Origin of the sequence: Enterococcus sp. 4G2_DIV0659 (assembly GCF_002140715.2) — a bacterium.
In the GTDB taxonomy this organism is placed as follows: Bacteria; Bacillota; Bacilli; order Lactobacillales; family Enterococcaceae; genus Enterococcus_L; species Enterococcus_L mansonii.
The window spans coordinates 2,189,856-2,204,935 of the sequence record NZ_NGLE02000001.1 but is presented as its reverse complement, the minus strand read 5'-3'; the positions used below and the strand labels follow the sequence as shown (position 1 = coordinate 2,204,935).

The 15,080-nt window shown below is 36.2% G+C and carries 15 protein-coding genes; all 15 read right to left on the bottom strand.

Annotated features, from left to right (window positions below):
* On the bottom strand, nucleotides 1–339 hold the full coding sequence (locus A5880_RS10150; protein WP_086330826.1) for an LPXTG cell wall anchor domain-containing protein: 339 nt from the start codon (nucleotides 337–339) through the stop codon (nucleotides 1–3).
* Nucleotides 340–357: 18 nt separating this feature from the next.
* Nucleotides 358–3,594: a pectate lyase-like adhesive domain-containing protein gene (locus A5880_RS10145; protein ID WP_086330825.1), complete on the bottom strand. Its 3,237-nt coding sequence runs from the start codon at nucleotides 3,592–3,594 to the stop codon at nucleotides 358–360.
* A gap of 120 nt (nucleotides 3,595–3,714) precedes the next feature.
* A complete protein-coding gene (locus A5880_RS10140) occupies nucleotides 3,715–4,386 on the bottom strand; it encodes a winged helix-turn-helix domain-containing protein (protein ID WP_086330824.1) in 672 nt (223 codons plus the stop codon).
* A 322-nt stretch (nucleotides 4,387–4,708) separates the two neighbouring features.
* Entirely contained in the window at nucleotides 4,709–5,389 is a 681-nt protein-coding gene (locus A5880_RS10135) for a hypothetical protein (protein ID WP_336577124.1), read from the bottom strand.
* Nucleotides 5,390–5,649: 260 nt separating this feature from the next.
* On the bottom strand, nucleotides 5,650–6,210 hold the full coding sequence (locus A5880_RS10130) for a helix-turn-helix domain-containing protein (protein WP_336577121.1): 561 nt from the start codon (nucleotides 6,208–6,210) through the stop codon (nucleotides 5,650–5,652).
* Between the two features lie 426 nt (nucleotides 6,211–6,636).
* Complete coding sequence (gene truA, locus A5880_RS10125; RefSeq protein WP_086330822.1) at nucleotides 6,637–7,383, bottom strand: tRNA pseudouridine(38-40) synthase TruA; 747 nt, start codon at nucleotides 7,381–7,383, stop codon at nucleotides 6,637–6,639.
* Between the two features lie 21 nt (nucleotides 7,384–7,404).
* The gene (locus A5880_RS10120; RefSeq protein ID WP_086330821.1) at nucleotides 7,405–8,202 is read right to left on the bottom strand and encodes an energy-coupling factor transporter transmembrane component T family protein; all 798 of its coding nucleotides are present in this window, start codon (nucleotides 8,200–8,202) and stop codon (nucleotides 7,405–7,407) included.
* A complete protein-coding gene (locus tag A5880_RS10115) occupies nucleotides 8,199–9,068 on the bottom strand; it encodes an energy-coupling factor ABC transporter ATP-binding protein (protein ID WP_179190431.1) in 870 nt (289 codons plus the stop codon). Before A5880_RS10115 ends, A5880_RS10120 begins: the two co-directional genes overlap by 4 nt.
* On the bottom strand, nucleotides 9,044–9,883 hold the full coding sequence (locus A5880_RS10110; protein WP_086330819.1) for an energy-coupling factor ABC transporter ATP-binding protein: 840 nt from the start codon (nucleotides 9,881–9,883) through the stop codon (nucleotides 9,044–9,046). Before A5880_RS10110 ends, A5880_RS10115 begins: the two co-directional genes overlap by 25 nt.
* Before the next feature lie 236 nt (nucleotides 9,884–10,119).
* Nucleotides 10,120–11,289, bottom strand: a complete 1,170-nt coding sequence (locus tag A5880_RS10105) for a M20 family metallopeptidase (protein ID WP_179190430.1) — start codon at nucleotides 11,287–11,289, stop codon at nucleotides 10,120–10,122.
* 9 nt (nucleotides 11,290–11,298) lie between these two features.
* Complete coding sequence (locus tag A5880_RS10100; protein ID WP_086330818.1) at nucleotides 11,299–12,513, bottom strand: hypothetical protein; 1,215 nt, start codon at nucleotides 12,511–12,513, stop codon at nucleotides 11,299–11,301.
* A 282-nt stretch (nucleotides 12,514–12,795) separates the two neighbouring features.
* Nucleotides 12,796–13,179 carry a 50S ribosomal protein L17 gene (gene rplQ / locus A5880_RS10095; RefSeq protein ID WP_010761666.1) on the bottom strand — a complete coding sequence of 128 codons (384 nt, stop codon included), beginning with the start codon at nucleotides 13,177–13,179 and terminating at the stop codon, nucleotides 12,796–12,798.
* A gap of 85 nt (nucleotides 13,180–13,264) precedes the next feature.
* On the bottom strand, nucleotides 13,265–14,203 hold the full coding sequence (locus A5880_RS10090; protein ID WP_010761667.1) for a DNA-directed RNA polymerase subunit alpha: 939 nt from the start codon (nucleotides 14,201–14,203) through the stop codon (nucleotides 13,265–13,267).
* 80 nt (nucleotides 14,204–14,283) lie between these two features.
* On the bottom strand, nucleotides 14,284–14,673 hold the full coding sequence (gene rpsK / locus A5880_RS10085) for a 30S ribosomal protein S11 (RefSeq protein WP_010761668.1): 390 nt from the start codon (nucleotides 14,671–14,673) through the stop codon (nucleotides 14,284–14,286).
* 27 nt (nucleotides 14,674–14,700) lie between these two features.
* Nucleotides 14,701–15,066: a 30S ribosomal protein S13 gene (gene rpsM, locus A5880_RS10080; RefSeq protein WP_086330817.1), complete on the bottom strand. Its 366-nt coding sequence runs from the start codon at nucleotides 15,064–15,066 to the stop codon at nucleotides 14,701–14,703.
* Nucleotides 15,067–15,080: the final 14 nt, after the last annotated feature.

Below are 15,080 nucleotides of genomic sequence, written 5' to 3'. Positions count from 1 at the left end.
TTAGTCAGACTCCTTCCCGTTGCTTTTTCTCTTATGCCTAATGAGAATATACAGCAGAATCAGTAATAACAACCCGCCAGTAAATACCATGCTCTTTTGAACTAATTCTCCTGTAGAAGGGAATCGGCCAACAGGTTTTGGTTTTTTAATTGGAGTTTCTGTAGTGCTCGTAGTTGTTGAACTTGAACTGCTACTTTCTTCATAAAACTGAATATTCCCATTTGTTTGAACCGCACCGCCATTTTCCTCAGCTAAAGTAGAATAAGAAAAACCAAACGCACTCACACCTACCAGAGTTAGAAGAATAACGAATGATAGATATTTTTTATACACTTTCATACTTTTCACTCCATCTTCTTAAGGTGTTCTTTGTAATTGCCAAAGGATTGTCGCTTGGTATTCTCCAAGGCGACGAATGCCTCCTGCTGGAATATCCAATTGGAAGCCTGAATCTCCTCGTTCCCATTCATCACTAATATTGTACTGACCAGCACTCTTATGTTGATGAACTGTTACAGGTTGAGCCGTATCCTTAGAAAGCGTTACAGTATCTTTTTCTGATACTTTATAACGAATGGCATCAGGTAAAATTTTATTCGCATCTACTTGGCTAGTTAATGGACTTTCTAATTTTGCTGTTAGTGTCCATTGATCCAATATGGCACGGTTGTCCCAAATAATTAATGGCGCATCAAATGTGGCTTTTTCTACTTTCGTAGCGAATATCCCTACATTTTTAACCCCAAAATCTAGTGTTTCAGGTGACGACTCAATAAAGAGCATTCCTTTAAATGTATATTGAACAGTTGTTCCATTCACAGGAATCAGTAGTTGTGTTTCATTTTCTGGTCGCTTGTCTAATAAATAGTGTTGTGCTAACACATTATCAATCGCCCCAATGATTACTTGCTCTTTCGTCAAATCAATCGTTGTACCAATGGTTCCTTGAACGGGAATTGGTGTGTGCAAAGCTTTACCTGTTTCATCAACGAATTCAACTGTGATATCAGCAAAACGATTAACTACATTAACCGTAATCACCTTCTGAATATCTTCTGTTAAACCAGAATCTGCTTTTGAAACAGTTAATGTTACTTGATACGGTCCAGCAGTTGAGTTTGGTGTTAATCCACCTAGATTACTTATCTGGATTTTATCCGTTAAATCTGTAAAGATACCATCAACTATTTTCTGTGATGAAGCCTCACTATTCTTGAGAATGTAGTCCTTTAATTCAGCTTCAGTCATCGTAGGTAATGTGTCTGTACCAATCTCAATATCATGACCATTAACGCTATTTGCTGCATCATGGACGATTAGTTTACCTTTAATTTTGGTTTTGTTCGGTGTTTTATTTCCTAATGCATCAACTGCTTCATCCAAAAGATAAACGTAAACGTCATACTCTCCTTGTTTATTCATCATCTCAGCAATATCTGCTTCTGAATTTTCTTCTGCAAATTCATAGCCAAATATTGGCTTAGCTGGATTCGTATCTGAAGGATTGCCAACAAATTTATCTGGCGTAGGGACTGTGTCACCTAAACCAACATGATATTCTGTTGGATCACCTGCTGGAGGTGTTTTATCCAAAACGATTTGTGTCGCTGTATCGTCTTTTCCTTCTTTAAAAGAATAAACCTTAATTTCTCCACCAGCTTCAAAATGCTGATCATTCGGCAGTGTATAAGTATAGGTCGCCGCAACGCCACCAACACCACCAACTGCTTTTACAGTAAAAGGTGAAGTCTGATCATCCAAAGGTTCTCCCGGAGTTGTTTCAACAGGACTCGGTACATTCTGCTCAATGGTTACTTCTTTTCCATTTGCAGGCGGGGTATAGGTAATACGAACATAGGCATCTGGATTCGTTACTCCTTTAACCGTTGTCGAGTTAACATCGGTGATTAAATCATTCGATGTACTATCTATTGACACATTTACATCTGGAATATATTCAAATAATATACGTTGTGCACCCGGTATAGCGCCTTTGCTTGCGCCTGTATTAAAGTAATTGATAAAATCAGTTCTAATAGTGGCCGCTGTGGATCTCGCTTGAATATTGGCATTTGTAACTACGCGATTGTTATACGGCAAACGCATACCAAACATTGGTGTCCAGTCTCTATCTGGATCTACTCCTATATTCCCTCGATCCCATTGTTTCACTCGCTGGACATCGACATCAAAATATCCTGCACTTCCACTCATTTCAATGAGGGATGATGCAGCATTTGGCGTACCAATAAATTTCATGTCTACTTGCTCAGCGTCGCTAAATTGAAATTTCGCGTTTGTTCCCATACGAACCAAAGATTTAGATCCTGTTCCATCACTTTCAACAGAAAAAATTCCCTTTTTCGCTACTGTAAATGTTGCGGAGTTATCTGCATAAATAATAGAGCCTGCTCCTGCTCCTGTTCCTGTAGAAGAAACGGATAACATTCCTTCTTCATCTACAGATAAGATAGCACTTGTTCCTAAACGAATAACATTTCTTGTTGCACCATCATTTTGTGCATTCGATAACGCTTGTATATCCAATTTGGCTTTTCGTGCAATCTTTAAAAAGCTTCCCGCTGATGCCAAATGAATAGCCGAATAAGGTCTGACTGTTTTGACTAATAACTTAGATTGTTCTTTCATATCCAAGTTTCCAGAAATCAACAACGCTTCTGCTAACTCTCCAGCAGTAGTCCCCGTTGAATCAGTATTATCAATCGTTACGTTCGCATTGGGGCTTATTTCAAGAGTTCCTCCTGCTTTAATATCTGTACTACCGACATTACCAGCTATTAAGTTAAGTGTTGTTCCAGCTAGAACAACGGCATTTCCGATTTCTAAATTTTGCTGTGTGCCAAAAGTTTGCGTTGAAAATGATGCTCCCCCAAATGGCGAAACGTATGATTCTACTAAATTAGTTGATACATTTCCCGAAAACTTAACGGGTGTATCATCTGCTCTTAGTAACTGCGAACCGATATGATCAATATTATGATAAGTAATAGTCGAAAGTCTTTGATTCGCAGCCGTTGCAAATCTTGTAGTTACTACACCATAATAATGACGTGAGTACATTTTTAAGTTTTGCAAGGTGATATTCCATGCACCATTACTTGTCCTAAATGCTCTTCCACGAAAATCAACCTCATGATTATTTCCTTCTATAATAATGGTTCGATTTCCTGTGGGGTTCCAAGACGCAGAACTTGAAACATAGTTTCCCTCACCAGTAGATTCGGTAATAGCAAAATCTTCAACAATGTTGAATACCATGATTTGAGGATCTTTAAACGCAGCTTGTAGATCTGCATCATTCCGAATATCTTTTATTTGAGAAGCTGGGATGTTTGTCGTATCAACTTCCCCAGATTCTTTATAATCTAGTGGAATATCGCCATTCTCATCTCTCGGATACTCATCTGTTAGTAGCGAAGCAGATTTTTTAGCAGATTTTTTTTCATTACTAACAGTCATTTCTTCTACTGCTTTACTGGATTCATCATGTGCTTTAATCTCATTTGCATGGTACAAATAAGTACCTGATGCTAACCCGATTAAAAGTAGTATGCTTATTTTGATTTTCTTCATTTTTTTCCTCCTCTCTCAATTGTTGATGTATACCAACATGTAGATATACATAATCTATTTCAAATCTCTTTTCTTATTTAACTTAAGTAAAAGAGATGAGAAAACAAATGAATGATTGCCTTATACAGGAGGAACAAACATATAGCCTATACTTCTGACTGTTTTTATCACGTGAAAATTATTTGGTTCTTGTTCTAATTTTTCTCGTATATGGAAAATAACATTAGCAAGTCGTGGTCGATATTGCTCAACGTGTTCACCCCAAATTCCTTGGGATAATTCACTGTAGCTTAATGCTTGTCCAGGTTGCTGACAAAGATGAGCTAATGCTTTAAATTCCAGATTGGTTAAACTTATTTCTTTTCCTTCTGCTGTGAATACACTCTGGTTTTGAGGATGTAATTTAAACAAAGGCAATTCTTTCTTTTCTTTTTTACTCTGTTTCATTCGATTAACTGTGTTACGAACGATTAAAAATAGCTCTTGTTTTTCTGTCCCTGTAATATTGCCATCTACACCTAATTGTAAATAAATAAGACGGTTCACTTCAGAAATTTCTTTTCCATACATCCATATTAAAAGTTTCGGATCATTTCTTAACTGTGTAATCAATCCACAACTTTTACTAATGCTCTTTTGGTATTCATCTATGATGATTACTCCATCCAGAGCATGAAACATTTGGAGTTCATTGCTATCCATTTCTATAAACTCCATCTCATCTATACTAGACAGCTCCAAATTTTTCAAATCCATCTCACCAGATAGAATAACTACTCCTATCTTTATCATTCTCTTCCTCCTAAATATGTTCTTTCTATATTTTTTATATTTTATTTTTTATATAAAATTAATATGTGTCATGTAATATTTATATCATTCGTAACCATGGTTTTGATTTCATCTTTTTTATAAAAAACGATTTTTAGTGAAATATAAAAATAATTATCAAAAAATACATAAATAAACGTTGATTTGATAATGTTTGTAAATTTACACTAAAAATGAAAATAAGTTCAAATAAACTGAACATTTTTGCATTCCCTACCTTTTCTTGTAAAAAAACAATAAAAAAAGAACGATTTCTTCTTGAAATCGTTCTTTTTTATTTGAATTATAACCGTTCATTATTCACTTGCTTGATAATTTCCAGAAAAATTTCATTAAATAATGCATTCATTGCCTGAGCATCAGAAAATGTAGTAACATAAACTGTTCGAGGAAAAATTCTCTCGCCATCGTATTGTTTATCGGTAACAAACAAATCAACTTTCGATGTATAGACTTCCGTTAGCTCGACTTTATCTGAGAACATTTTCTTTATTTTGGCCTTTATGATATCACCAATATATACTTTGGAGTTCTGAACATAGATCGTTACTTTTTCCATTCTTGTTTTATTCATTTCTTTCTTTGATAGTAAACTGTATATTAGAATGAATAATTTATTGTTCATAGCATCTTTATTCCCATCATCATCTAACTCAATATTAAAAAAGCTCCACAATAAATTTTGTTCCATACTATCTAATATATTACCAACTTTATTATATATCTGCTTCTCATACTTTGTTTTTCTATCATAGTTATCTTCATCATAATTATATAGAAATCTTCTTCCGTCAGAAAAACTAGTGTAGGCAAACAGTAGATATGTTGTGATTTCAAAATTGATCATCCCATAATATTGCTCATCGTCCTCAAAAAACTGAACAAGTACAGCATCAACCAAATAATTTTTTATGTAATCAAAATACTCAATATTTCTTGTGTCAAAGGTAATTTCATCTTCCATCAATAAATCTATTTTGATGATTTGATGACGTGTGCAAAATAGAAAAATGAACTTTGCTTCCTCTAATTTGTTTTCAATATACGGAAAGTACATATTTAAATATTGGTAAATATCTAAAAAAATTTTTTTTAAGCTCCCCTTTTCTTTGAGTTCGAAAGATGCAACATCGGATATATATTTTTTTTGCGCATTTCTCGTACTACAAATATGCATGAATAAACGTACCAACCCTTTTTGAGATGGGTCAAAATTTAACGAATTTAAAAATCAGACTTTAACGCTGCCTCTAGCGTACTGTACGCTTCTTTAGAAAAGAGCCATTTAGAACAAGCGTTGGAAAAAAACAAAAAATAGAAATTCCTAATTTTGTACTCTTCTCCTTCTAAAATATTTTCTCTAGTTAAACTAAGATCAAAGGATTCTAGAATTTTTGCCAGGCGCTTTCTTACTCTTGAAAATGTAGAAGAACTTATAAAATACTTTTCACATATCTTTACCCTATTCATTTGACCTGTTTGAAAAAGCTCTTTTATCGTAATAAACAATAGCGATTTTTCTAAATAAAAGAAAGAAGCATCTATCATAGAGACCCCTTCAATTTTTACAGAATGCAATTTCCCTGTTTCATTATAATTTAACTGTATATTTTCTTTTGTTATATATGTATTTTCTTTAAACGAGTGTATAATATGATGAATTGTGCTAGTTGACAGCTTAGTTTTAGAAATAATGTCCGTTACTAACACTTCTTTAGAGTCACGAATTAAGTAATCAAGTACCATTACTTTATTGTTATCAGATTTATTCAAAAATTCTTTCATGATTTATTCCCCCTTATAATAAAATGACATTATTATAAAAAACTTCCTTATTAATTAATCTATACATATACTTTTTTCTGAAATATGTCTAAATATCTTTCTGTATTTGCTTAGATTTCTGAATATCCAAACTTTGGTAAATGAATGATTACTATTTGTTTATTATTACAAATCTCCTTATTTATAGCAAAAATAAATATGTTTCAACCCTAAATTCAACAATACAAGAAATAATACTACATATTAAAACCATTTTCAAATTATTTTTATTTTTTATATCAATAAATTACATTATAATAAAAAATAAGGTATGAGAGAAAAGCAACAATCACTTTTCTCTCATACCTTAACTGCGAATAAACAGAGGAAACAGACGCAATCTCCTCGGAAATAGCGCTTCTGTGCCAACCTCATTTTTAGACTTCATTATTCATACTTAACTTCAACCAAGTATAATCCTTCTGGATGTGCAGTAGGCCCAGCTAAGTTTCGATCTTTCGCTGCAATAATTTCAGGAATTGATGTTTCATCCATCCGCCCATTTCCCATCTTAAGCAATGTGCCTACTAGAATGCGAATCATTTTATATAAAAAACCATCTCCACGAAATGTAAAAAGTAACTCGTCTTCTGCTTCGTTTGTTTCAACATTCGCTTCATAAATCGTACGTACTTTATCTTCTACCTCAGTACCAGATGCGCAAAATGATGTGAAATCATGCGTCCCAAGCAAGTCGATCATGGCACGTCTCACTTTTTCGATATCAACTGGATAAGGAAAATAACTGGCATAAAAACGTTTAAATGGACTTCTCGGCTTCCCAATATCTACACGAAATTGATACGTTTTTTCAATCACATGATACCGTGCATGAAACTCATCTGATACTATTTCTACCTTTTTTACAGCAATATCTTTTGGGGTTTGTGTGTCTAGTGCATAACGCATTCTTTCTAACTCTCTTGTCTGAGGATAATCAAAATGAATGACTTGCCCCTCAGCATGAACACCTGCATCTGTACGTCCAGACCCAAAAATCGTGATCGTTTTCCCATTGTTCATTTTTCTTAAAGTCTTTTCAAACTCTCCTTGAACGGTTCTAGCATCTGGTTGTGTTTGAAAACCATTAAAGTTTGTTCCATCATAAGCAATTATCGCTTTATAACGCGGCATTTCTTTTTTCCACCTTTACTTCTAACTTCTCATAAAAATCAATAGTGCTGTCAAAACGGCAAACACCAATATTGCTACTGTATCTTTAAGATGCCAATGAAGAATTCGGTACTTTGTCCGTCCATCCCCGCCCTGATATCCGCGAGCCTCCATTGCAATCGCCAAATCTTCTGCTCGATTAAAACTACTGACAAATAATGGTATCAACAACGGCACCACGGCTTTCATCTTCTGAACTAAGTTTCCCTCACCAAAATCTACTCCTCTAGCACGTTGAGCATTCATAATTTTTTCTGTTTCATCCATCAATGTTGGAACAAAACGCAAGGCAATAGATAACATTAATGATACTTCATGCACTGGAAAGCGGAGTACTTTCAATGGACGTAATAAGTATTCGATTGCATCAGAGAGATCAAGCGGGGGTGTGGTTAGCGTTAGCAATGTAGACATAAAAATAATCAACACAAAGCGGCAAAAAATCATCACACCATTCATCACACCAAATTCTGTAAGTGTGAAAATCCCCCATTTAAAGTAAACTTCGCCACCTTGGGTAAATAGCATCTGCAAAGCAACAGTAAATAAAATCAACCAAATCAGCGGTTTAATTCCTCGAATAAAGAAACGAATATTGACTTTTGATAAGAAAATGGCACCTAACGTAAACACGCTTAATACAGCATAACTTTGCCAATTATTCGCTAAAAAAATAATTCCGATAAAATAAAAACTAGCCACTAATTTAGCTCTAGGATCCATTGTATGGATAAAAGAAGTACCAGGAATATAACGACCAAAAATCAATTTATTCATCATTGGTCTTCACCAACTTTCCTGAATTCTTTTAACAATTCATCTGCTAATGCATCTGCAGTGAGTGGTAACTGTTCAAAGGTAAGTCCTTTACTCACTAATTTTTCTGCAAAAGATGCAGCGGTCGGAACACCTAATTGCTTTTCTTTTAGCCATTGGATATCCTGAAACACTTCTTGAGGTGTGCCCGATTTTACAATTGCTCCTTTTTCTAATACAATGACATGGTTTGCATAGTTCGCCACATCATCCATTAAATGAGTCACAAGAACAATCGTCAATCCGTGTTCTTCGTGTAGTCGTTGAAACATGTCCATCATTTCTTTACGTCCCTGCGGATCTAAGCCTGCTGTGGGTTCATCCAATACTAATACTTCTGGTTTCATTGCTAAAACACCTGCGATGGCCACACGACGCATCTGTCCCCCAGACAATTCAAACGGAGAACGTTCTAAATAGCTTGCATCTAACCCTACTAAAGCAAGCATTTCTGCTGCTAAATTTTGCGCTTCCGTTTCTGATACCCCAAAATTCTTTGGACCAAAAGCGATATCTTTGGCTACAGTCTCTTCAAATAACTGTGCTTCTGGAAATTGAAAGACGATGCCTACTTTTTTACGAATCGGTTTGAGATTTTTATTATTGGTTTCTGGAACAATGACTCGATCCCCAATTGTTACGGTTCCTTTTGTCGGTTTCACCAATGCATTTAAATGCTGCAGTAACGTCGACTTTCCACTTCCTGTATGACCGACAATGGCGGTATAAGAGCCATCTTCTATCGTCAAATTCAAATCAAATAAAGCTCTCTGCTCAAATGGAGTGTTTGGCTGATAAGTGAAATCTACTTGTTCAAAACGGATGTCCATAACCACTCTACCATCCTTTCTTCAGTCAAATAGTCCCTCGGTATGTCGAGTCCTCGTTCCTTTAATGCGATTTTTAATTTTTCTGGGAAAGGTAAATCTAACCCCATTTGAATTAGATCTGTTCCAGCTGAAAAAATCTCTTCTGGTGTTCCTTCGCCAACTAATTCGCCTTGTTTCATCACTAAAATTCGATTTGCATTGGCTGCTTCATCAATATCATGAGTAATCGAGATCACAGTCAAATTACTCTCTTCTTTGATTTTTTGAATCGTAGCAATGACCTCTTCCCGTCCTTCTGGATCCAGCATACTCGTTGCTTCATCTAAAATAATAATATCTGGGCGCAATGCCACAACACCTGCGATTGCTACACGTTGTTTTTGTCCGCCTGATAGACGAGCGGGTTCACGAGTAGCAAAAGAATCCATTCTCACTTTTTCTAATGCATCTTTTACTCTTAAAACCATTTCTTCTCGCGGAATTCCTTGATTTTCCAACCCAAAAGCTACATCATCTTCTACTGTGGATCCTACGAATTGGTTATCGGGATTTTGAAAAACCATGCCTACCATCTTACGAATATCCCAAACATTTGCTTCATTCAGCTCTTTGCCACCAACAAAAATACTGCCATTAGCCGGTAATAACAGACCATTAATCGTTTTGGCTAATGTTGATTTCCCTGATCCGTTATGTCCAATAATGGCAATCCACTCACCTTGTTGGATGGAAAAAGAGACATCTTTCAAAGCGGGAGAAGCATCTTCAGCTTGGTAGTTAAAATTGATATTTTTTAATTCAATTATCGGTTGCATTATTTACTCCCTCAATTATTTAGTCTTACTAACACTAACAAAAAATCAGTGTTTTTTCAATTATATATCCCTATCTTTACACTAACCTCTATTATAACAAAATTAGTTCCTTTGTGTGCATTCTTATCTGTCATGACAGATAAGTTTTTGGTGATAAATGCCCGAACTCTTTTTAATAGGCAAAAAAGGCAAGAACAAAAACTAAAATATAGTTTTATTCCAACCTTTTTAATTAACTATTGATTTAAATACTCAAAAGCATATTGAGCATATAATTCTGCCCCAACCTCCATTGCATCTTCATCCACATTGAAGCGTCCATGGTGATGTGCCCATTGTGTGTCTTTATCTGGATTTCCACAGCCGACTAATGCGAAACATCCAGGTGTATTTTCTGTAAAATAGCTAAAGTCTTCTCCACCTGTTGTTGGTGGTTCTTGAATCAATGCTACTTCGCCAAAATTTTCTTTGATAATTTCTTGGGCAAATAGCGCATCTACTTCATCGTTGATCACTGGTACAGTGCCATAATTGTACTCAACCTTAGCTGTTCCACCATACATTGCTGCTGTTTGATCAGCATAACGCTGTAACGCCTTTTGAACACGATCACGAGTTTCTATACTAAAACAACGAACAGTTCCTTCCAAACGAGCATTTTCAGCAATAACATTAAAACGCGTACCAACATCCATTTTCCCAACTGTCACCACAACTGGATCAAGCGGGTTTGTTTCTCTAGAAACAACGGTTTGGACATTCATCACAAATGACGAAGCAATGACTGCAGCATCCACACAAGCATCTGGCATTGCACCATGACCGCCACGACCTTTAAAATCAATTGAAAAAATATCTGCCGATGCAAAGGATGAACCAACCACACAAGAGGCAGTACCAGAAGGCATTTGTGACCAAATGTGAATACCAAAAACATCATCAACGCCTTCCACAGCTCCTTGTGCCACCATTGCTTTCGCACCTTGTGCATTTTCCTCTGATGGCTGGAAAATAAAACGCACTGTTCCTTTAATTTCAGATTGAACATCTTTTAGCGCTCTTGCTGCAGTTAAAAGCATTGCTGTATGTGCGTCATGTCCACATGCGTGCATTTTGCCATCTTCTAATGACTTATAAGATAATTCATCATTCAGCTCTTGAACAGGCAAAGCATCCATATCTGCTCTCAAAGCAACGGTTTTTCCAGGCTTTCCACCAACTAATTCAGCTATAATTCCTGTCGGATCTGTTTTGTGATAGGAAATCCCCATCTGATCGAGTGCCTCTGCAACTTTTTCTGTCGTTCTAAACTCTTCAAATTGCAATTCTGGATGCTGATGCAAATCTCTTCTAAAGTCGATCATTTCTTGTTTATACGTTTGGATTAGTTTCTTTAATTGTTTCATTTTACTCCCTCATTTCACTAAATTCAATAAAATACTTGAAAAAATACCTGCCAACACAACTGAAACGATTGTAACTGTAATAAATCCTGCAACTAACATTGGTGGCATCATATGACTGGTCAACGCTTCTTTTTCTTTCTCATCTTCCGTCAATGATTGAATTACTTCATTGGTAATAATGTAATCTGCTGGAAATCCATACAATGCGGTTAAAGATACTGCAAAAGCCATTTCTTTACTAACACCCAATAATCGGCCAACGATTGCTGAAAAAATATACATACCAATTACGCCGATACCAATGATTCCAAGCATCGGTAAAAGTAATTCTTCCAGCATTTCAGGCGTTGCTTTTTTTAATCCATCAAAGATAAATAGCATTAACCCTAGAATTGCAAAACCAAAACTATTCGCTTTTTTTAATGGCTGTTTTTCTAAAAAGCCGATACTCGATGCTACAACACCAAAAAATAAACATAAGACGAACGGACTAATTGATACAATAGGCGCACACCAAACAGATACATAATAGGCTACTAGGGCAACAATCGCTAAACGAAAGATACGTGAAAAATCAGTGTGGTACTTTTGAGGAATGTTCTTAAACAGTCTAGGAAGTTCTTCTTCCGAATCATGAGAAGTTTTGTGAGAATCGTCTTGTTCATGATCTGGCTTCCACTCACCATCGCGATATTTTTTTAACATTCGCTGTCCTTCTTTTTTCAACATAATAGAAGTCAATGGATATCCAGCGAAACCTTGCATAACATAAATCAAAATTGCCAGCACGGATAGAGAAGTTAATCCTGCTGTCTGCGCAGCTTCTGACATAATCAGCGACGAGACAACACCTCCAACTAATGGCGGTACTGCTACTAAGACTGTCTCATAGTCAAAAACCATTGATCCCACCGTTAATAATAAAACAACAATACCTAAAATTCCTGAAAGTGTGATCACGATTGTCTTCCATTGATTGGCTAATTCTTTAATTGACAACAATGTTCCCATATTAGTAATTAATAAATACATCAATAATGTTGCAACTACCGGTGGAATGCCAGCAATCTCTACAATATTTTCTGGAAAAAAAGTCCAATAGCCAATCACAAATAATACTGCACAAACAAAAACAGATGAGATCCATGCTTTTGTTCTATTTGATACAACGTCTCCAATGTATAAAATTCCCATCAGCAACGTAAAAGCGGTCATTTGTGCCATGTTACTCCCCCTAAAACTCCTTTATTTGTCTGAAAATTCCGACTAATAAAAGTATACTAAAGATTACATGAGTATGCAATAACGTAACAAAAAATAATTACTATCTATCCATAAAAAAATGCCCTAAGAATAAATTCTTAGGACAAAAAAATACACCTTATCTATGATGAGTGCTTCCCTGCTAAACGAGTTCAGCAGGGAAAGCGTTGAGCTAGACTAGGAGTCGCCTCCAACATCATAACACTCTAAAAGAATCATCTATAAAGTGACGGTATAGTTTGATTATTTAACAAATTCAATAATTACCATTGGTGCTGCATCTCCGCGTCTTGGTTCTGTCTTCAAGATACGAGTGTAACCACCTTGGCGTTCTGCGTAACGAGGTGCAAGATCGTTGAATAATTTTTGTAAAGCTGATTCAACAACGATTTTTTCGTCTTCTTCACGTACGCTAGCAACTTCGTTACGTACAAAAGTAGCTGCTTGACGACGGGCATGAAGATCTCCACGTTTGCCTAAAGTAATCATTTTTTCTGTAGTTGAACGGATTTCTTTCGCACGAGCTTCAGTCGTAACAATACGTTCATTGATAATTAAATCAGTAGTTAAGTCACGCAACATTGCCTTACGTTGGCTTGATGTGCGTCCTAATTTACGATAACCCACGTTGGTTTTCCTCCTTCACTAAGTTTCGTATACAGTCCGACTAAAAACTAAAGGAAAGACGGACTAGCATCCTTCGTAAAAAGTATTAATCGTCTTTACGTAAGCCTAAACCTAAATCATGTAATTTTAGTTTAACCTCTTCAAGAGATTTACGACCTAAATTACGTACTTTGATCATTTCTGGTTCAGATTTATTTGTAAGTTCTTGTACAGTGTTAATACCTGCACGTTTTAAACAGTTGTATGAACGAACAGACAAGTCTAGTTCTTCGATGGTCATTTCTAGCATTTTTTCTTTTTGTGTTTCTTCTTTTTCAACCATGATTTCAGCGTTTTTCGCTTCATCAGTAAGGTTAACAAAGATGTCTAAATGCTCCGTCATGATCTTAGCAGCTAAGCTAAGGGCTTCTTGAGGAATGATTGAACCATCAGTCCATATTTCCATTGTTAATTTGTCAAAGTCATCACGACGACCAACACGAGTGTTTTCTACTTGGTAGTTTACACGGCGAACTGGTGTATAGATGGAATCAACAGGGAGAACACCAATTGGCATATCTTCCTTTTTGTTTTCGTCTGCTTGAACATAGCCACGACCAGGTTTCACTGTTAAGCGAGCATGGAAAGTAGCTCCTTCAGAGACACTACAGATAATTAAATCTTTATTCAAGATCTCAACATCGCTGTCAACGATAATATCGCCAGCAGTTACTGTAGCAGGTCCTGTAATATCGATCTCAAGGGTTTTTTCTTCTTCTGCATAAAGCTTAAGAGCTAAACCTTTAATATTCAAAATAATTTGAGTTACGTCTTCTCTCACACCTTTAATGGTAGAGAATTCATGCAACACACCATCGATCTGAATATTTGTAATAGCCGCTCCCGGCAGAGAAGATAATAAAATACGACGTAGAGAATTACCTAAAGTAGTCCCGTAACCTCTTTCCAGTGGTTCAACGACGAACTTGCCATAATCTCTATTCTCATCAATTTTTTCGATTCTTGGTTTTTCAAATTCAATCATTCTTATCTATACCCCTTTCAAAACGAAAAGTGTCTTGTTCAATGACGTTCTTAATTCAAACTCAGAATGAGTGGCGCTCATTAAACACGACGGCGTTTTGGAGGGCGGCATCCATTATGAGGAACTGGAGTCACGTCACGAATTGCAGTCACTTCTAAACCTGTTGCTTGCAATGAACGAATCGCTGCTTCACGTCCAGAACCTGGTCCTTTAACTGTTACATCAACAGTTTTAAGTCCGTGTTCTTGTGCTGCTTTAGTTGCAGCTTCTGCGGCCATTTGAGCTGCAAACGGTGTTGATTTTTTACTTCCTTTAAAACCTAATGAACCTGCAGATGACCATGCTAATGCATTACCATGACTGTCAGTGATCATTACAATTGTATTGTTGAATGTAGAATGGATATGTGCAATCCCAGTTTCTATATTCTTTTTCACACGGCGTTTACGACTAACTTTTTTTGCTGCCATGAAGATCTAACCTCCTTCACTTAGGAATTATTTTTTCTTGCCTGCTACAGTACGAGCTGGGCCTTTACGAGTACGTGCATTATTTTTCGTGTTTTGTCCACGAGTTGGTAATCCACGACGGTGACGGATTCCACGGTATGAACCGATTTCCATCAAACGCTTGATGTTCAAGTTCACTTCACGACGAAGATCACCTTCAACTTTTAACTTATCAATTTCCGCACGGATAGCATCTGTTTGATCATTCGTTAAATCACGAACACGAATATCTTCAGATACGCCAACGTTTGCTAATACTTGTTTAGCAGTAGTGTTACCAATACCAAAAATATAAGTAAGGGAAATTACTACACGTTTATCACGAGGGATGTCTACTCCTGCAATACGAGCCATTATTCGTTACACCT